This is a genomic window from Nostoc sp., assembly GCF_036919575.1.
Taxonomy (GTDB): Bacteria; Cyanobacteriota; Cyanobacteriia; order Cyanobacteriales; family Nostocaceae; genus Nostoc.
In genome coordinates, this window is sequence record NZ_JBALBY010000092.1 from 149,793 (window position 1) to 168,576 (window position 18,784).

The 18,784-nt window shown below is 39.3% G+C and carries 12 protein-coding genes; 9 read left to right on the forward strand and 3 right to left on the reverse strand.

What is annotated here, in order from left to right; genetic code table 11:
- Positions 1-219: 219 nt before the first annotated feature.
- The gene (locus V7K27_RS23660; RefSeq protein WP_334950560.1) at positions 220-4,242 is read right to left on the reverse strand and encodes a CHAT domain-containing protein; all 4,023 of its coding nucleotides are present in this window, start codon (positions 4,240-4,242) and stop codon (positions 220-222) included.
- Positions 4,243-4,754: 512 nt separating this feature from the next.
- Between V7K27_RS23660 and V7K27_RS23665 the strand changes: the two genes are divergently transcribed.
- The 3 genes from V7K27_RS23665 to V7K27_RS23675 all read left to right on the forward strand — a co-directional run bounded on the left by V7K27_RS23665 (position 4,755) and on the right by V7K27_RS23675 (position 6,997).
- The gene (locus V7K27_RS23665) at positions 4,755-5,414 is read left to right on the forward strand and encodes a COP23 domain-containing protein (protein ID WP_334950561.1); all 660 of its coding nucleotides are present in this window, start codon (positions 4,755-4,757) and stop codon (positions 5,412-5,414) included.
- A gap of 113 nt (positions 5,415-5,527) precedes the next feature.
- Positions 5,528-6,301: a S1 family peptidase gene (locus V7K27_RS23670; RefSeq protein ID WP_334950562.1), complete on the forward strand. Its 774-nt coding sequence runs from the start codon at positions 5,528-5,530 to the stop codon at positions 6,299-6,301.
- A gap of 24 nt (positions 6,302-6,325) precedes the next feature.
- On the forward strand, positions 6,326-6,997 hold the full coding sequence (locus V7K27_RS23675) for a tetratricopeptide repeat protein (protein WP_334950563.1): 672 nt from the start codon (positions 6,326-6,328) through the stop codon (positions 6,995-6,997).
- A 382-nt stretch (positions 6,998-7,379) separates the two neighbouring features.
- On the opposite strand, the gene V7K27_RS23680 is transcribed toward V7K27_RS23675, so the two are convergent.
- Entirely contained in the window at positions 7,380-8,441 is a 1,062-nt protein-coding gene (locus tag V7K27_RS23680) for a glycosyltransferase (RefSeq protein ID WP_334950564.1), read from the reverse strand.
- Positions 8,442-8,653: 212 nt separating this feature from the next.
- Here V7K27_RS23680 and V7K27_RS23685 point away from each other — a divergent pair, with 212 nt between their 5' ends.
- Entirely contained in the window at positions 8,654-10,846 is a 2,193-nt protein-coding gene (locus tag V7K27_RS23685) for a hypothetical protein (protein ID WP_334950565.1), read from the forward strand.
- Positions 10,847-10,859: 13 nt separating this feature from the next.
- Positions 10,860-13,049: a COG1470 family protein gene (locus V7K27_RS23690; protein WP_334950566.1), complete on the forward strand. Its 2,190-nt coding sequence runs from the start codon at positions 10,860-10,862 to the stop codon at positions 13,047-13,049.
- A 484-nt stretch (positions 13,050-13,533) separates the two neighbouring features.
- Here V7K27_RS23690 and V7K27_RS23695 read toward each other — a convergent pair whose 3' ends face one another.
- Positions 13,534-14,391, reverse strand: a complete 858-nt coding sequence (locus V7K27_RS23695; RefSeq protein ID WP_334950567.1) for a WYL domain-containing protein — start codon at positions 14,389-14,391, stop codon at positions 13,534-13,536.
- A gap of 96 nt (positions 14,392-14,487) precedes the next feature.
- On the opposite strand from V7K27_RS23695, the gene cas3 reads away from it, so the two are divergent.
- The 4 genes from cas3 (at position 14,488) to V7K27_RS23715 (ending at position 18,753) form a co-directional block, all read left to right on the forward strand.
- Positions 14,488-16,665 carry a type I-D CRISPR-associated helicase Cas3' gene (gene cas3 / locus V7K27_RS23700; RefSeq protein ID WP_334950568.1) on the forward strand — a complete coding sequence of 726 codons (2,178 nt, stop codon included), beginning with the start codon at positions 14,488-14,490 and terminating at the stop codon, positions 16,663-16,665.
- Between the two features lie 356 nt (positions 16,666-17,021).
- Positions 17,022-17,228 (forward strand): hypothetical protein, encoded by a 207-nt coding sequence (locus tag V7K27_RS23705; RefSeq protein WP_114082635.1) that lies wholly within the window; start codon positions 17,022-17,024, stop codon positions 17,226-17,228.
- A gap of 269 nt (positions 17,229-17,497) precedes the next feature.
- Entirely contained in the window at positions 17,498-17,716 is a 219-nt protein-coding gene (locus V7K27_RS23710; protein WP_334950569.1) for a DUF433 domain-containing protein, read from the forward strand.
- Between the two features lie 17 nt (positions 17,717-17,733).
- Positions 17,734-18,753: a PDDEXK nuclease domain-containing protein gene (locus V7K27_RS23715; RefSeq protein ID WP_334950570.1), complete on the forward strand. Its 1,020-nt coding sequence runs from the start codon at positions 17,734-17,736 to the stop codon at positions 18,751-18,753.
- Positions 18,754-18,784: the final 31 nt, after the last annotated feature.

Genomic DNA, 18,784 nt, shown 5'->3' on the forward strand with positions numbered 1-18,784 from the left:
GAGTTTAAGACCCCTACCAAATTTTCAATTTGGTGGTCTTCAAGACGCTCGATGACTCGCTAACGCTACGCTATCAGTCGCGGGTCTGAATCCCCGAATGATTGATTCTGACTCCTGAATTCTGACTCCTGAATTCTTCTTCAAAAAGGTTTGTGTGCGAGTAGGGTGCGTTTAATGAAGTTTAACGCACCCTACTTAACTCCTGACTCCTGACTTTTGTTACCAAGGATTGCCAATCATGGTAAATGCTGCCCAATAATAAGGATGCTTGAAGTTTGGTTGGAGTTTTGATTCAGGCGATTCTGATGGTAAATCAACTGCTCTTACCGAAGTACGCAGCTTACCATTTTCAATAACGACTTGACCTTTAATCATCGCTATTTGCGCTTGTCTTAATGCCTCTGCCTTGATGGGTGCAACCTTTAATTGTTTGTAGAACTCCGTCATTAACCCTAAAGTTCCCGCATCGCTTACTTGCCATAAACTGGCAACAGCAGTCTTTACTCCCACTTTATGCGCTAGTCCTCCAAAACCTAACTCAGCATTTTTATCTCCTAATGCGGTACGGCAAGCACTTAGTACCAACAACTCTGCGGGGGGGTTATTTAATTCATTCATTTGCTTAAACTTCAGCTTGCTATCCCACAATTGAATAAAGGAATTATCTGCTTCTCCACTCTTAAACTCTCCATGTGTTGCTAAGTGAATAATACCGAACGGCTGAGACTTGCGTATTGATCGGATATTATTTAGGGTAAAGTTTTGATTGAGGAAGAATTTACCTTTCCAAATATCCCGTGCTACAATAGACAACTCTTCTGGTACGGCAGGTAAAGGTTTTAGATCTTGAAATTTAGATGCTCCCATTGCCAGAACTTGCGAATTTCTAATATCGACATAGCGAGTATCAACCAACTCTAGAGCAAGTGCAAAGCCAACGCTGTAGTTCTCCACTAAAAATTGTTTACCGTCGTGAAGAGCTGCAAATGGCAGCGATCGCAAACCCTCATCTGCAACAAACAGCAGATTGTTAATGCCTCTTTTGTCTAACTCTGCTTTCAAAGGAGCAACCATTAATTTATACAGTTCCTGAGCAGGTTCTAAATAATCTTTGTTATTTGGATCGTTTGCTATAACCTCACCATCTTCCACCGCACTGTAAAGTTGGTCGGCAGTTTTTAATACATCGCCTCGCTTTGCCGTAGATATGGTTTTGCTAATAGGTTCTCCATTTGCAGTGACAATCACTAAATTTAGTTGGTCGCTATCCTGCTCGCTTCCCAATATATTTCCATCTACACCAGAAGGTGTAAAACTGACATAAATAATTGCAGGTTTAGCCCCAGTTGCTTTTTCTATTTTACGGAGAATATCACGCGCTTGAGACAAACTGACACGAGGGCGATCGCGTGGTTTTTCTCCTGCATAAGAATAATACTGATTGGCGAATTGGTTGTCTAGACCTTCAATACCAGGATCGAAAGATATAGGTGTCCCCCCATCAATAATGGGTAGTGATGGTGTTACTGTTGGTGGATTGTTTCCCTCTATTATTTTGGTAATTTCTGGCGGTGGAAATTCTGGAGGTTTGGGTGGTGGTGTTGGCGTAACGTTAATTCTTACCTGTTGTGAAGCTGAAGAAGAAATGCGATCGCTTGCACTAAAGCTAAAAGGATTCAGTTCTCCAGAAAAGTCTTGTGGTGGCGTATATTCGAGAGTGTCACCAGGAGAGAGAATTGCAGTTTGCGTTCCCGGAACTACTTCTACACCATTGATTTTCAGTTTTCCGGCTGTAATTGCATCAATTCGCAAAAAGGTATTATCGCCGTTAACATCATTGACATTTGGATTTAAATCTGCATAAGTAAACTTCAACGATTGATTTTGTTGAATGTTAGGTAACAGTGGATTTGCCGTGAGCGTAGGTGGAGTGTTAACAGAATTGATGGTTATATTACCATTTGTAACACCACCGTTGTTTTCCAGTACCGGAAATGTTGCTGAGGAAATTACTGAATTAGTGCCAGCATTAATCGCTCCTCTTGTCCCGTTGACAGTTGTTGTATCACCCACAATAAATGGTACGTTGTCTGCTCCACCATTATGTTCAATTCTCACAGTACCTGGAGTAGCACCTACGGTATAGATGGTGGTGTTAGCAGGAACAGGTGTATTACCAATAATTGTTAATGGTAATACACCTGTTCCCCTAACAATGCCGTTTGCAGTTATTGCAACGTTTCCGCCTGTAGCTTGGGCATTCTGTGTATTTTGGGCTGCGCTATTAATCGTGTTAAAAGTAACGTCACCTCCAGATAGTAAGGTAACAGCACCACCTCCAGAAGAAAGAGAAGAGGTATTGATATCACCTGTAGTAATGTTGCCGTTGTTAGCATTGAGAGCGATCGCACCACCACCATTACCACCACTATCATCATTAGTTCCAGTTGATGTCAAGTCTTTAACATCAACTGCTCCCGTATTACTAGTGATGGTGATTGTACCGCCGTTACCTGATCTAGAAGTTGAAGAATTAATATTGCCTGTGGTAATGTCACCTTTGGCAGATAAAATTACAGGACCCCCATACCCAGAAATAGAGGTGTCAATATTGCCGTTTACAGTAATACTTCCTGATGGTGACGGTTGTCCAGAAGAACTGAATGTTGTTGTTGGAATATCACCTGCTACAACAGGAAATGTTGAGGGAGAAGTGACTGAAGGCAAGCCAGCTCGTAAAATTAGGGCGGGACTACTTGTCAATATAGCAGCATCTGGATCGGATGCAGGAATGCCACCACCATAAGAAGACTCTGTTCTTATAATCGTAATATTGTTTGCGTTGATATTACCAACAGCTTCTACTTTGAGTGATGCACCAGTATAATTGCCAAAAGTCACATCACCAGTTGATCTGATAATTGGGTCGTAGAGACTAACAAAATTGCCAGGACTTCCCGCTAAATTGAGGATGGAAAAATTTCCACTGCTAGCAAAATGAGAATCGCCAGATATATTACCGTCGCTGACTAAGCTGAGATTGCCATTACTTTGGAATGGTGTTTCTGGATGATTTAAAGCCAGAATATCAATATTTTGATTACCCTGAATTAACAGGTTGCCTCCTGCTTTGGCAATAAAAGGATTTGCCACACTATCTCGCACTCGCACTGTATCCCCAGCCAGCAGCTTCAAGTCTCCAGTTGTATTGAGTTGACTTTCTACTCCTGTCAAATTGCGATTTGCTGAAAGGATTGCTGTTTTCGCTGTCACATTTCCTGTAACTACATCCCCATTTGCCACAGGAATATCTGAACCTAACAGTTTAACGCTTCCGTCACTGTTAATGGCTAATTTAGTGGCATTACCACCCGCAGTTGTCAGCAGTTGCGGTAAAGATAAAATTGGTAAACTCCAAGATTGCGGTTGATTACCAGTTGTTGTCAGAGGCTGGATTTCTAAACTTAAAGGACTTCCAGGTTGACTCAAGCGCACTAATTTTTCACCTGGAACAGCAGAGACAATAATCTGTCCTTTTGGCGCTGATAGCGAACCAGTATTAGCAACAGTTCCGCTTAATAAAGTTAAATTTTGCCCCTCTCCTACCGTCAAATTTCCTGCATTATAAATGGCTCCTGGTTGACTCATCGAAAAGCTAAAAGCATCAGGATTGCCTATTAAAGCTGCATAATTATTTGCACCAGAAGCGCTGAAAAAATTCGAGCCAAAACCAATTCCATTGGCAGTGGTAGCAGTAAAAGCTCCAGATACATTTAAGCTGGCATTAGAGCCAAAGACAATACCAGCCGGATTCATTAAAAATAAATTAGCATTGCTCCCCGTCACCTGAATTTTACCATTAATTATGGACGGATCGCCACCAACAACCCGACCCAAAATGTTCTCGATCTGGGGATTGGCTAAAAAGTTGGCAATCTGCTCGGCATTCAAACCAAATTGCGTAAAACTGTGGAAGAGATTGGCTTTGTCTCCAGATAACTGCCCACCGTTAATATCAATTTGATTACCATTAGGAGTGACAATTGTATTGGTGCCATCGGGTGCAGCTACTATTTGGGCTTGCACTCGATTTATACTCAGAATGCTAACTATATATAATATAAACCACAAAACAACACCTTTAAATAGCAATAAAGATAGGTTGATATTTAACTTTTCTGGAAGAAAAAAAATACCTAAACTGATTTGACGATTATGCCTTGATTTAGCTGGCAGATTCATAGCTTAAACGTTATTTTTATCTGAGAATTTTAATACAAACTAAAACAACACAAATTTAGTAACTTTGTGCGAACGGCATCTAAATTATCTGCTTTCCCTGTTTCGTTTTAATTATAAAAAATAAATTTTTTATAACTATTAAGTTATTTAGCTCTGTGATTTTCCTATCATTATAGATGATCCTCGAGTAAAATAAATAATAATCTTTAGGATTTTTTATAAAGTTTCAGCTATTTTAAGGCTTGCAAAAAGCTTTATAAGTATTCCGGAATAAGTAATGAAGTTTTTGTAGTAATAATATGATAATTTGAAGTTATTCTAGTAACCTATAAAGTTGATGCAAAAATTTTGTTGCCAAGAATCAAGCTAATATTCGGCTGACAGTTATTTGCTAGTTAACTGAGTAAAATATTTGACAACTGACAGCACGAATAACTTTCAGCATTTAAGCTTATTTGGGTTCGTTTACTAAATTTAGTATTTGTTCACATATTCACAAAAAGGAGTAGATAATGATTTACAAAATTAGCACTAAATTGTTAATGAGCGCGATCGTCTCAAGTATTTTTGTACTACCAAGCGAATTTGGACTTGCACAAACTCAACCTACTCGCAAAGCAGACGTAACAACATTTCATTGTATTCGCCAGGGTAAAGGTTTTGCTACAGTTGCTCGCAGGGGTAGTCGGCAAACTGGTGCAATGATTACTTGGAATAGTACTGCTTTTGGGCCCAAATTTACGCCTCAAAAACGCTGCGAATTAGTTAGCCAGCGTTTAAGCAAAGCTGTAATAAGTAGTGGTGGAAAACTGAGTACATTAAAATTAACTCATGGAATTGTTGGATCTAACCCCGTAGTTTGTTACATCAACAGTACTAGAGAAGTTTGCAATCCTAACAATCTTATATTGACTTTGAATCAATCAGAGCGCGGTCAAGAAGAACAAGTCCTGAACGAGTTTAAAAAATTTAGTGTGGGTGCTACGAGTACCCCCTTGTCGCGCGAAGCAGATGGCAGAACAATCATCAGATTAGGAGTACAAATTGATAAAGCTTTCGAGACGGATAATGCAACCGAACCAGCAACTCCCGATGCATCCGTCGCTCCAACTCAAGAACCTACACCTTTATCTACACCGTCAAATCAGCCCTTAAAAAATAATGGCATCTAAATAATTAAAATTTAAATCTAAGCCCAAAAACTGTGAGATCATCGCAAATTTTGCACTCTCAAATGGGGTTGTTGTTGATAATGGTACTCATGCAATCTTGTTTATCAACATCAGTGAGTCAATCAACTTATAAAATAGAGCAAGGAGTAAGGAAATCTTTTACTAATAACAAAAGTAGAAGTCTTAGAGAAAGCAATTCACCAGTAGCAGAAATTGCCAAGAAAGTAACAATCAGGATATTAACAGAACCAGGCTCTGGTTCTGGGGTGCTGATTGCTCATCAAGGTGAAACGTACACAGTTCTAACTTGCCAGCATGTGGTTGCTAATAGCAAAGGCGGTAAATATAGTGTTTTGTCTGCTGATGGTAAAATTTACCCCGCACGTTTAAAAGCTATCCGCGAGTTAAAGGATATAGACTTAGCTTTGGTACAGTTTGATAGTAAAACTATTTATCCAGTCGTTAAGTTAGGAAATTCTCATCTTTTAACGGCTGGCTTTCAAGTTTATGCCGCCGGATTTCCAAATTATCACTCGATTAACAAAGATGCGATAGAGGATACTCGCAATTGGGGAACAAAAGCATATAGTTTTACAACAGGAAAGATTTCGATGATGTTAGTAGATAAATCTCTTCCCCAAGGGTATCGTCTAGGTTACACCAACGAAGTAGAGGTAGGGATGAGCGGTGGCCCAGTTTTAAATGAAAAGGGCGAACTGGTTGGTATTAACGGAAGATTAAAGTACCCAATACAGGGTATTGATGTATTTACATTTGCTGATGGTTCTAAGCCTTCTGTAGAAATGTTTCAGCAAATGGAGGCTCTCAGTTGGGGAATTCCTATTGCTATGTTTCGACAATTAGCAGAAGATTCTGTAACTAATTAATTAAATTCTAAGAGATGACTTTTTATGAAGTTTATGAACCCAATTATAACGTTTAGCTTGCTCGGTGGAGTAAGTATTACTAGCCTCATAGCAACAGAAACTGCTTATGCTCAAATAAATATTCGGCAGGTGGCTGCAACAAGCTGTGCAGTAATGGGTGGTGAACGCAAGCTTGATCGGCAATCACTTCAATATTTATCAATACTAGATAATGATTTTGCGGATGCTAATCCGGTTGCGATCGCTCTTTATCGAGAAGTCATCAAACAATGTCCGAAAACATATCTGAATTTTCAGCAGCGCAAAAGAGCAGGAAATCCTTTTCCACCTGGTTATCTCGTCAAACCAAATCCGACTCAACTATTAAACCCTAACCCTGAGCCAGACATGGCAAAGTATGATGAAGCGATCCAGCAGCACCCCAATAATGCTGAGGTATATTTTGATCGGGGTAACGCTCGTCTTGCTCAGAAAGACTTTCAAGGAGCGATCGCTGACTACACAGAATTTCTTCGCTTAGAACCCAACAATCCAAAGGTTTATGCCAATAGAGGGTTAGCTCGGAAAAATTTAGGTGATAAAAAAGGTGCGATCGCAGATTTAGAAGTGGCGATGAAACTGTTTAAGGCTAAAGGTGATCAAAGTTCTTACCAAAAGATTCTTCCGTGGCTTAGAGAAGCCAAGAAGTTACCTTAGAGGGTGTTTGAAAAGTATTTAGTTGTGATTTTAGGCACTTCTAGATCCCCCCTAACCCCCCTTAAAAAGGGGGGAACCGGAATCAAAGTCCCCCAATTTATCGGGGGATTTAGGGGGATCTAGAACGTTTTGCTACCAAGAAGAGGACTTTTCAAACAACCTCTTAGAAGGCGATAAAGGCAAAAGTATTTTTATCGAACAGCAATATTGGCGCCAGTCGTCAGAATTCATGTTAGGTATTCTGAACGAAAAAGCGGATGAATAATCGGAGTTTTTGCACCCCCACCAAAAATTCTAGTTTTGTGGTCAACAAGAAAGTCGCGGGTCCCAATCCCCGACTGAAAGATTGCTGAATTCTGGATTCTGGATTCTGAATTCTTCTTCAACCTGTTAATTCAAGACAAGCTTGTATAACCTTATCCATAAAATTTTGATTCCAATACGCAAACCTTTTTGCCTGTTGTTGAGCGTTTTGAGTAATTTGGGGTAAATGAGCGATCGCACTTAACAAACTTTCTTTAGTAAGTGGTTCTTGCGGTGCAACTGCGACACCTAAATTTAACAGAGCTTTTGCCGTATGCCACTTTTCCATATCTTTAGGAAAGACGAGTTGTGGTATTCCAGCCAACAAACAAGCTACTGATGTTATGAAACCTGCATGATGTATAGCAAAAGACTTTCCTTTTAAGACTATTTTTAAATCATCAAAAATACACTCTGGCTTCAGGGTTTCTACCACTAACGAATAGTGATGCCAATCTTGTGTAAGATAAGCCCAAGCACTTCCACGTTCATTACCAAGGTTTTCGGGGAATGGTGCAGAGTGAATTCCCACATATTCTGCTTTTCTAACAGCAGTATAAGGATCTAATTCTGGAATAGAGAAAATAAATGAGCGATCGCCATTCAGCAAATAGCCAAGAGGAGCATCAAAGCCAGTAACTTGCTTTACGGATGCTTCTACTTCAGCTTGACGGTGAATTGCTGCATTTGGTAAGGGTAAAGGGCGAATAGGTGGAAAATCTTTGATTGGTGGCGGTATACTGAAGCCATTGCCGACTACCACAGTGGGAATTTTTCCTTTTGCGGCTAACACCAAAGCTGGAGCATAATCAGCAATAATCAATGATGGCTTGACTAAATCAATTAAATTTTGCCATGCTTTGAGATGAAAACTTAATGTCAAAGCCGTACTGAAACCAAATATATATAAAATGTCAGTAAACAAATAACATTTATTATCGCCTTTGTCATCTAAAGAACGCATCATTGCTTTTGGCGCTTGTAATACCTTTCCTAGAATATTACAATTTTTAAACTGGGCGTTCTCTAAGGCAAAAATCGGTTCAATTCCAAAAGCTTCTAATTTCTGAGCGATCGCTGCTAGCAAGTGAAAGTGTCCTTGCCCTCCACCAATTTCCCAAGCAAGTAAGACTCTAGTCATTTTACCATATCCCCAATCTCTAGATGTTAAGCTAGAGATATCTTTAAGTTTTATCAATAGCCTACATAAAAAGTACTATAGTAATTGAAAAATTAATATTCCTATATACTTTATCAAAGCTGCAATATTCGCAAAGTGGATTCAATTGCAGAAATTTTCAAGGGTGTAAATTTTTTACTATTCCTCTGGATCAAAAATATAACAGATACTGTATGGAAAAGAGTTTAATTAATGCCAGCATTTCTCCACAAAGCCAAACATTTCGACCGAGTAGTACGAGTTCGTTTCATATTACTGTCGATAATGACAGCGAACAATTTGCCAGCTTTCAACTTGAAGTCCTCGCAGCTGGAGCCAGTCCTAGCTCTGGACATTTGTGGTATCGCTTGTCACCAGAGGTATCCGCAGCTAAACCGCCAGGAAGCAGTACTGACTTTCAAATCATAATTTTTAATTCTCCGATACCAGGTTTTGTGGGTACAGTCAATCTTACAGTCAGAATTTTTTCACCACAATTACGGCAAGAACGCAGACTTATAGTCCGTCTGAATATAGAGTCAGATAATAGACCACAACTTGTAGCCGTAGATTTGTTAGCGCGACAGATCCAAGTTTATCCTCACAATCCAGTGGATATACCAGTGCGAGTGCGAAACTTGAGTCCACAGCCTGTTGATGTAGCGCTACGTTTAGCGGGTATTGAACCTTCTTGGCTAAGTGAGGGTGCGGAACGACGGTTATTTTTAGCAGCCAATGCTCAAGGCGAAGCAAGCTTCCAATGCCAACCCCCGTCTGTAACTCAAGCACCCAGCCAGGACTATCCGTTTACCATAGAAGCGATGAGTAGCGATGGTTATCCAAGTACTACCCAAGGCAGTTTGGAAGTTTTGCCGGTGGGATTTGTAGAGTTTACTGCAATACCACAACAACAAACAATTCCCTACAAAAATCGATGGTTGCCTAACTGGCGCTCAAATTCAGTCAGCTTTCAACTAATATTTAAAAATACTAGCAATCTCCAACAGCAGCTTAATGTTATACTCCAAGGGAGAGACCAGCACCAATTGACACCTCGGATATCACCAGAAAATGCAGACTTGAGTTTGGGAGAGACAACTAAGATAATTCTAGAGGTGAAAACTAAACGATTTTGGGTTGGGTGGTCAAAAATTTTACAATTTGATATCAGAGCATTATTATCTGACGATCGCCTGGGTAGTACAGAACCTGCAACTCAAGCTTTGGAGTTACGAATTTTACCTATATTACCGATGTGGTTGCAATTAACTTTGCTGGCAATACTTGCTGGTTTATTTGCTTTATTATTGAAACCAGAAGCGATCGCACATACAAAATATGTTAACGCTGTTCGTTTTAGTGCCAATGCGCTTTCTGTGGTTAGCGGTTCCGATGACAGCACAATTAGACTTTGGCGAATCAATAATAACAAGTTAGAAGCTGAAGACAACAACGAACCTGATAAACTAAAGGGTGTGTTGGGAGACACAAATAAACAAGCTGTATTTGCGTTGCGATTCGATCCGCTAGAGAATAATCGCGTAGCAGCTGGCTTAGAAAATGGTGTGATTCAACTGTGGAATGTGGCTCGACGCTCGAAAGAATATGAATTAAGCTTCCCAGAAATAGTTAACAAAACCGATAAAGTATTTGACCTAGTGTTTACTAAAAACTCTCAATACCTGATTAGCGGACATGGTAGCGGTAATGTGTTGATTTGGGAAAGAAAATCAGCCTTAGAACAATTTCAGCCACAACCACAAAAAGTTATATCTCTAGGTTATCAATCGCGGTCGATGGCACTGAGTCCAGATGAACAAACTCTAGCTATTGCCGGAAACAATAAATATCTGACTTTGTTAAATTTAAACCAACCTAATAATCCCAAAAGGCGATTTTCGGTTACTTCTCCTGGGGTAGGACATGGAAATGGTGACTATATTTGGAGTTTAGCATTTGTTCCTCAAACACCTGGATTGTTAGCAACTGCTGACTCAGATGGATATATTACAATATTGGATCTACAATGCGAAATTAGTCAGGCTCCTACTGAAACCGAACAGCAGATTAATCAAAATTGCGTGCGCGATCGCTGGCAAGTAGGAAAACAAGCAGTGCGTAGTATAGCATTTACTTTATCTGATCGTCAGCTAGTAACTGTTGGGGATGAGGGACGAGTAGTTGCTTGGTCATTAACTTCCCAAGGAAAGCGAGAAGTTGCAGCATTGAACGGTCGAGAAATTTACAAAAGTTCCGACAATTTAAAACTCAATAGTATTGATATTAATAACCAGGGAACTGCCATTGTTACAGGTGGCGAGGATTGTCAAGTTAATCGCCAAGGTATCAAACATTGTCAAGTAAATTTAATTCGCCTTAACAAATAAGGAAAATAATGGGATGCAAATTCAACCCAGCCCACTGAAAGTAATTTTCAATCCTCCTGGTGTTCAATCAGGAATGCCAGGAGATATCCTGCAACTTTACGCTATTGTGATCAATCAGGGAAACCAGAGTGCTGTAATTGATGTATTTTTTGATGAGGCATTTCAAATTTTCAGCCAGTCAAATATTTCCCCGCGACAACGTATCGCCCTCGCACCCCAACAAAAAACAGAAGTTTCTTTTGAGTTCCAAATTCCTATTAATACCCAACCGGGAACTTATAGTTACACTTTAATCGTAGATGCACCCGAACATTATCCCCAAGAAACACCAATATCGTACCTCCGACAAATCAAAGTTCAGACCAAAGAACACACCGTAATTAGGGAAAATGATCCCACCTTTTTTGTCAAACCTGCTACGAACCCTAGCAACCCGCTAATTTATAAGTTTGGTGAGGCTTTACAGATAGAAGTTACAGTTGATAATCGCTCTAGTAGAGTAGACCGTTTTCGCTTGACTTGCCTGGATTTTGAGGAAACATGGTTTACAATTCGTTATCTAAAAACAGGCTTAGAAAGAGCAGGTTTGCTATCTGGGGGTAGCGGATTAGAACTTAACCCAGGCGATCAAGGTCAAATATTGTTACAATTTCATCCTCCTACGGACATATTCGCTGGAAGCTACTCTCCGACAATTCGTCTGCATTCTAATAACTCACCCGACTTAGTGCTGCTGGATTTGGTATACATACAAATTCCAGAGATTTATCACATAGATGTCGAACTAAATACCATTTTGGGAACAGTTAGCCGTACTTTTGGCAAATATGAAGTAAAACTGGCTAATCGGGGTAACACCGTGCGCGAATTAGCTTTTAGTGCTAAAACTCAAGATGAAGAAGAACTGTGTACTTACGAATTCCAGCCTTCTAAAGTGAAAGTTTTGCCGACGAAAAGTGCGGTAGTAAATTTGATAGTTAACCCCGTGCATCGCTGGCGAAGACCGTTTTTTGGCTCGGCGTTGATCAATTTTAAAATTGAAGTTCAAGACCCAAAAAAATTACCTATTCCAGATAAATTTCCTCAAGCTACTCTAGTCTGGAAATCTCGCCCTTGGTGGCAATTTTTACTGCTCCTGTTATTAGTATTAGGACTATTAGGAGGAGCAGCATTAATTGTTTGGCGAATTTTACACCCAGAGCCTTTGAAATTAGAAAATTTCCAGTCAAGTAGCCTGAGTTATGAAGAAGGAGATCGGGTGCGTTTGACTTGGGATATTGGCAATGTCGCTCGATTACAAAAGTTAGTTTTGCTAACCACAGGAGAGGAAACTAAAGAGGATTTATTATATGATAGTAACAACACTCTTAAAGAACCATTAGGTTGTCAAAGACAGCAACAAGTGCTGAATTGCACTAATTTTCCCGGAACTACCAAACCAGGTGAATATACTTTTACTCTGAAAGCTTTTGACCGGAGCGGTCAACTTTACCAGATGTCGCCTCTAAAACTTAAAATAAAACAAAATCCAGCACCGGAAGTAATTAGTTTTCAAGCAGATAAATCTGAATACGAAAAAGGGCAAAAAGTAATTTTAAGTTGGGAAATCCGCAATCCAGAGCAGCTAAAAAAACTCCAGATTATTAGGAAACAAGAAGACGGAACAGTATTCAATGAATACGATTTTAATCAATTCAATCAAGGTATCCCGATGCCGATTAAGTCTTTTTGTAAAAAAGATAATCAACAGCTAAATTGTAAAAATATTGCATCAGCAGTCAATCAACCAGGGACGTATATTTTTGCACTCCAACCTTTTGCTAAGTCTATTTATCAACCTAATATTAAACAGACTGAAACTAACAAAGTAAAAATTAAACCGAAACCGTTTGAAATTGTCTATTTTACACTTAATGATAGTTCAGAACCCAATATAGTTGTGCAAGAAGGTCAACCTGTGATTTTGAAATGGAAAGTAGTGGGCGAAGACATTAACGTTCAGATTTCCAACCTTGGTAACGTTAAGTCTGAAGATTCAATACCGCTTATAGCTAATCAAGCCTTACCGTCTCAAATTGAAATTATCGTGACAGATAAGTTTAATCAATCGCCACTGCGAAAAGGATTTTTTATCAAAGTTCAGCCAGTTCCAACACCTAACAATAACATAGCCCCGTCTAACGTTCCGGATAACTCCTTGTAATCCTGTCAGGCATTGAGAACTACCTGAGTAAACAATTAGAGTATATTCAACTGTTATCTTACTCCCTATTAGGGCTTGAAGTTTTCCTTAAAAGCAAACCACATACCACCAGATATTAAAACAAGTCGCAAGTCGCAAGTCCTAAGTCGCAAGTAAGTTTTGTAACGGGGATTTAGACCCCGATCCAAAACGTTCTGGCAATTGATGCTAAGTTGATGTGCAGCTAAATTGAATAACACGAAAACCCAAAAATATTGTAAGTTGATGTGCAGCTAAATTGTATAACACGAAAACCCAAAAATATTGTAGTGCGGGCATCTTGCCCGCGTCCAATATACAAATTAAATACGCAACAGCTTAGTGCGGGCATCTTGCCCGCGTCCAATATACAAATTAAATACGCAACAGCTTATGCTACTTTTACCCCTAAACTTAGTTAAATTTTAGCTATTGCCTATGAAGCATTAAAAATCAAGGAATGCAATTATATCTTGTAATGCTGACAGAGACTTTTAAGTTTTTCGATCATTAGTAATTGCACATTTTTTGGCGATACAATTACACAATCTGGGCTATATTGCATCACCTCCCTAATAAACCAAAAGGTACTAGAGACACGCCGCACAACTCTCTTTATTTTTTGTATGTCCGGGAGCCATTCATTTATTTTATCTTCTGGTTTAGCTTGGTAGGCAAAGCCTAAATTACCCAATAAATTCATCTCTACATCTATCTGTTCTAACCCAGTAGTACGCCACTCACCAGTAATAGATAAAACAGCGGGATCTTGAATACGGTCTAAACGTAGACTCCAATTATGACGTAATTCTTCCACATCAGAATTACCTTCTGTCTCTGTACACCAGCAATCTAAGTATTGCCGTTTTTCGTGGAGTGTAACCTTAGCATAGTGAACAGTAAAATTAAATACTCGTTGTGCCGCATCTTGATAACTGAGTTGAAACGATTGCTGACGCAAGATATAACGGTCAATTTCCAAGCGCCACTGTGGGGCTAGATTCCCTAAGAAACTTTCAATTTCGGTATGCAAAGGTATTGGTAGTTCGCTACGTTCGAGTAATAATTGTCCTATTATCCGTGCTTGATCGTTTTGCCCAATGTCAGTTAAGAGACGCATTGCACGGACAACAACATGAATACGCTCTTCTGACCAGTCATTATTCTTGCCAATAATTAGATGATGGCGAGCGATCGCTTCTATTAATTTGGAAATGTTCGGGCGATCGCCCCACATCATACCAAACTCCAGCGCTAAGTTTTCTAATTCGACTTTATCCTGTTCCCGCAGAGACAGAGTTATAGATTGACCTTTACGACTCATTTTGTACGGACACTTTATATTGTAATTTGGTTGCTAATCTATATTTTGCGTGCCAATATAGATTTCAACAACAGTTTACGGACAGTATTTAAGTATATGTCCAACGATTACACAATAACTCTCAAGGGAGTGTATTCTCAAACAGTGGTGACACCAGAAGGCTTGAACATTCCTGATGGCTGGTTATTATCTTGGCATCAAGTTGAAACTTTCAAAGCATTGCAAGATCCAAATGTTGATGTAGTATTCAACACAGCTATGACTGGCGACGGTAAAAGCTTGGCTGCTTATTTAGAAGTGCTTCAAGGTGAATTTTCCGCTATTGGGTTTTATCCAACTAATGAATTAGCGCGTGACCAAGAAATACAAATTCAAGGATATATTGAAGAATTTCAACCCAGAGACAAACCGCGTATAGTGCGGCTAAGTGGGGCTGATTTAGAGATTTATGCAGAAAATGAGGGCTTAAAAAAAGGGGCGGCGATCGCAACTCTTACTAACCAGAGAGAAGCATTATTAACTAACCCTGATATTTTTCACTACCTGCATCGAGGTGCTTATATAATTCACGGGGATAGTCCAGATAAGTTATGGGGCAGAATTGATAAAGATTTTGACTTATTTATTTTTGATGAATTTCACGTTTTTGCTGCGCCCCAAATTGCTAGTGTGATTAATACAATGTTGTTAATTCGCTGTACAAATCGCCGCAAGAAATTTCTGTTTCTCTCAGCCACACCAGATACAAACTTAATTGGGCGATTAGAAAAAGCAGGATTTCGTTGTCAAGAAATTAATCCTCTCAAACAAAATAAATATCAATTTCCCGATACACCAGAACAAGGACAGCAATTAAAAACACAGGGATGGCGGCAGGTAGCGCGAACAATTTCACTGAATTTTATTTCTTTGGAACCATCATTTAAAGCTTCAGAAACTTGGCTAAAAGAAAATAGTGAGTTAATTTTGGCTCAGTTTCAGCAGTATCCAGGAAGTAAAGGCGCAATCATTCTTAACTCAATTGCAGCAGTCAAACGCCTAACTAAATTTTTTCGGGAAATATTACAGCCTTACGGATTGAAAGTTGGAGAGAATACAGGGTTATCGGGAAAAGCAGAAAAAGAGCGAAGTCTTTTTGCTGATTTGGTTATTGGTACTAGCACAATTGATGTTGGGGTTGATTTCAAAATCAATTTCCTAATTTTTGAATCATCCGATGCAGGTAACTTTATCCAACGTTTAGGACGCTTAGGTAGGCATGATGAATATGAGAAAGATGGTCAAAAAATTAAGTTTGAAAATTTTACAGCTTTTTCTCTAATTCCTAACTTTTTGGTGGAACGTTTATTTAAAGGAGATACTCCACCTTTAGAAGTGAATAGTATTTGCGATCGCCCCTCTTTTCACAATATAATTACTGAGAATTATCGACAAATCAACGATTTTCGGGGTTATTATCGTCGATGGGGGGCTGTGCAATCATTTCGGCTGTTTTATCAGTTGAGCGATCGCACAATTAAACAACAGTATGCACAAAGCCGAGACAAGTTTCAAGAAGCCTGTGAACAATTATTTGAAACTAGTCTGAAGTCACAAGCTGGACGTATTCAAGGATGGGCGAAAGATTGGCAAGCACTTTCTGGTAAATCAGGAAATCCTATTGCTGAGGATGCTGCTAGTTTTCGAGGTTCAAGTCCTTTGCAATGTGGTTTATACGACTTAACGGAAGAGAACGAGGCAGATAGGTTTAAAACCTACGATTTACCGGGTATTTTGGGAAATTTAGATATTGAAATGTGGACGGAAGCGGCATTTATGCGACTTCTCAAAGAAACCGCAGAACGCACCAGACAACCCATCGCCAAAGGTAGATTTGCTCACTGTCTAGCATTTATGAAGTTGCGTTCTTACCGAGAGGAACGGCTGAACTGGAAGTTTACCTATTCTGGAAACTTGCAGCCAATTGCTGATGCTTGGAAAGTTCAGGTTTTGACAGGTGTGGAAATTTGGCAACCTGACAACTATTGGGTTGGGGAAATTAACAAACGCCTAAAAAAAGAGGGTTTAGTTTGTTACGTGATTCACCGTCCTCTTGCTGAAGTGCGGATGCGGCTAAGGCTACCGATGAATTTTCAGATCTATGGCATCAGCGATCAGTATAGCTTTCATGATGCTACTGCACCGTGTGCGATCGCTTTTGCTCACTCTGCGCTGCTGCTGGATACGCTTGCATACACGTTTAAAAGTAAAGGAGATGAAATATGGATTGTTTGAGGTTTCAATCCCTAATAGGGATTTTAGTTAATGTGACGGAGAAAAAGCTTACGCCAGTAAGTTCAGACGTATTTATTTCAATCCCTGATAGGGATTAGTAATCTCACCTTTTGTATAGTGAGTCTCCGCCTTGATCTGAGAATAACAGATAGTAAAGGCAAGTAACCGCCATCAAGTGCTGACTTATTTGACTAGATATTTGTCATGTTAAATAGGTCTATTAACTTACTGCCATGAATATATTGCAATCGGCTTTCGCTTAAGTTAGCTTCTGAGTATGCAATTAGTAAGGTTGGTAGTTAAAAGAACTATCACTTCTAATGTGCTGTATGTAAAGTTACTTTAAGGATTGAAAGATGCGAAAACGTAAGAAGACCAAGGTTGAGTTGTTAATTGAAGTTTTATCAGACGGTGAATGGCACTGGGGGGATGAACTAGCTCAACCCGATAAAGTCGGTTGGCGCTTTGGAGACGCTGTAGATAAAGCTCGTGACAAAAAAGGCTTTCCAATAGTCAGAGAGCGAGTTGGACTCAAACACAAGTATCGTTTGCCCAAATCTTAACCGATATTAATGTGGTGTTAGCGAATTTCTTGGTTAAACAGAGAATTTTTTGCTATAGAGGGAAGCTGAACAGTAGGTTACGGCATTAAGTTCAGGCGTAATTAGTCTCAACCCCCTAGAACGACAAAGCAAAACTTGTGGTAGATAGCTGGGTACAAGTCTGGTATACATCAAAATCTTAAAGCAGTTGATTTTATGAATGCTTCCTTCTTTTCTTAGCGTAAAAATATGATTGGCAAAGAAAAACAATTCTTTATCTGACATAACCGATGAACGAACAAAAACTTTTAGAAAGAATCACAGTCAACCCCCAAATATTTGGCGGTAAGCCAATTATTCGAGGTCGCCGCCTTGCTGTTGAACATATTTTAGAGATGCTTGCAGCAGGAGATACTATTGAAACCTTGCTGGAAGGTTATCCCTGGTTAGAACGGGAAGATGTGCAAGCCTGTTTAGTTTATGCACCTCGGCTAGTTGATCATGAATAAGTTAAACCTTCTTCGTTATGAGTAACCTAATTTCAGACAATTACAGAGATTTGCTAATGGAAATAAAACAGCGTATTCGTTCAGCCCAGTACGAAGCACTAAAAGCAGTTAATCGGGAAATGATTAATCTCTACTGGGATATTGGACAGATAATTTTTACTCAACAACAGGGCGCTAGTTGGGGAAAATCCGTAGTAGAACAGTTAGCAAAAGACTTACAAGCAGAGTTTCCAGGAATTAGCGGATTTTCTGCCCGTAACATTTGGAGAATGCGAGATTTTTACCTGACTTACCACTCTAAAGAAATTCTGCCACCATTGGTGGCAGAAATTGGATGGACTCACAATATAGTCATTTTAGAGAAGTGCAAAGATGACCTAGAACGGGAATTCTATATCAGAATGACTCGGAAATTTGGCTGGACAAAGAATGTTTTGATTCACCAAATTGAAAATCAAACCTATGAAAAGACTCTGTTGAATCAGACTAACTTTGATAAAACTGTTCCAGCAGAGATACGTAATCAATTAAAACTAGCTGTCAAAGATGAATATACTTTTGATTTCTTGGAACTAGCAGATGAACACAGTGAGCGACAGTTAGAACAGGCGATTTTAGCAAGAGTTGAACCATTTTTGCAAGAAATGGGCGGGATATTTGCTTTTATCGGTAGTCAATATCGGCTAGAAATTGATGATGAAGAATATTTTATAGATATTTTATTATATCATCGCCGCTTAAAGTGTTTGGTAGCGATAGAACTTAAAATAGGTAAGTTTTTACCTGAATATGTTGGTAAGATGCAATTTTATTTAGCTGTTTTAGATGACAAGGTAAGGCTACCTGATGAAAATCCTTCCATTGGAATTATTCTTTGTAAGTCTAAGCAGAGAACGATTGTTGAATATGCGTTGAAGGAATCTAATAAACCAATTGGTATAGGAACTTATCAAGTAGTATCAAAATTACCCCAAGAATTACAAAATCAACTTCCTGCTCCAGAGCAAGTTGCCATATTACTGGAAGGATTTGAATAGAATTATAGAGTGAGCCAATAAATGTTGACGA

Coding starts and splice junctions, on each gene's coding strand:
- V7K27_RS23685 (WP_334950565.1), top strand. CDS start 8,654: ATGGAAAAGAGTTTAATTAATGCCAGCATTTCTCCACAAAGCCAAACA.
- V7K27_RS23675 (WP_334950563.1), top strand. CDS start 6,326: ATGAAGTTTATGAACCCAATTATAACGTTTAGCTTGCTCGGTGGAGTA.
- V7K27_RS23690 (WP_334950566.1), top strand. CDS start 10,860: ATGCAAATTCAACCCAGCCCACTGAAAGTAATTTTCAATCCTCCTGGT.
- V7K27_RS23710 (WP_334950569.1), top strand. CDS start 17,498: ATGAACGAACAAAAACTTTTAGAAAGAATCACAGTCAACCCCCAAATA.
- V7K27_RS23680 (WP_334950564.1), bottom strand. CDS start 8,441: ATGACTAGAGTCTTACTTGCTTGGGAAATTGGTGGAGGGCAAGGACAC.
- V7K27_RS23665 (WP_334950561.1), top strand. CDS start 4,755: ATGATTTACAAAATTAGCACTAAATTGTTAATGAGCGCGATCGTCTCA.
- V7K27_RS23660 (WP_334950560.1), bottom strand. CDS start 4,242: ATGAATCTGCCAGCTAAATCAAGGCATAATCGTCAAATCAGTTTAGGT.
- V7K27_RS23715 (WP_334950570.1), top strand. CDS start 17,734: ATGAGTAACCTAATTTCAGACAATTACAGAGATTTGCTAATGGAAATA.
- V7K27_RS23695 (WP_334950567.1), bottom strand. CDS start 14,391: ATGAGTCGTAAAGGTCAATCTATAACTCTGTCTCTGCGGGAACAGGAT.
- cas3 (WP_334950568.1), top strand. CDS start 14,488: ATGTCCAACGATTACACAATAACTCTCAAGGGAGTGTATTCTCAAACA.
- V7K27_RS23705 (WP_114082635.1), top strand. CDS start 17,022: ATGCGAAAACGTAAGAAGACCAAGGTTGAGTTGTTAATTGAAGTTTTA.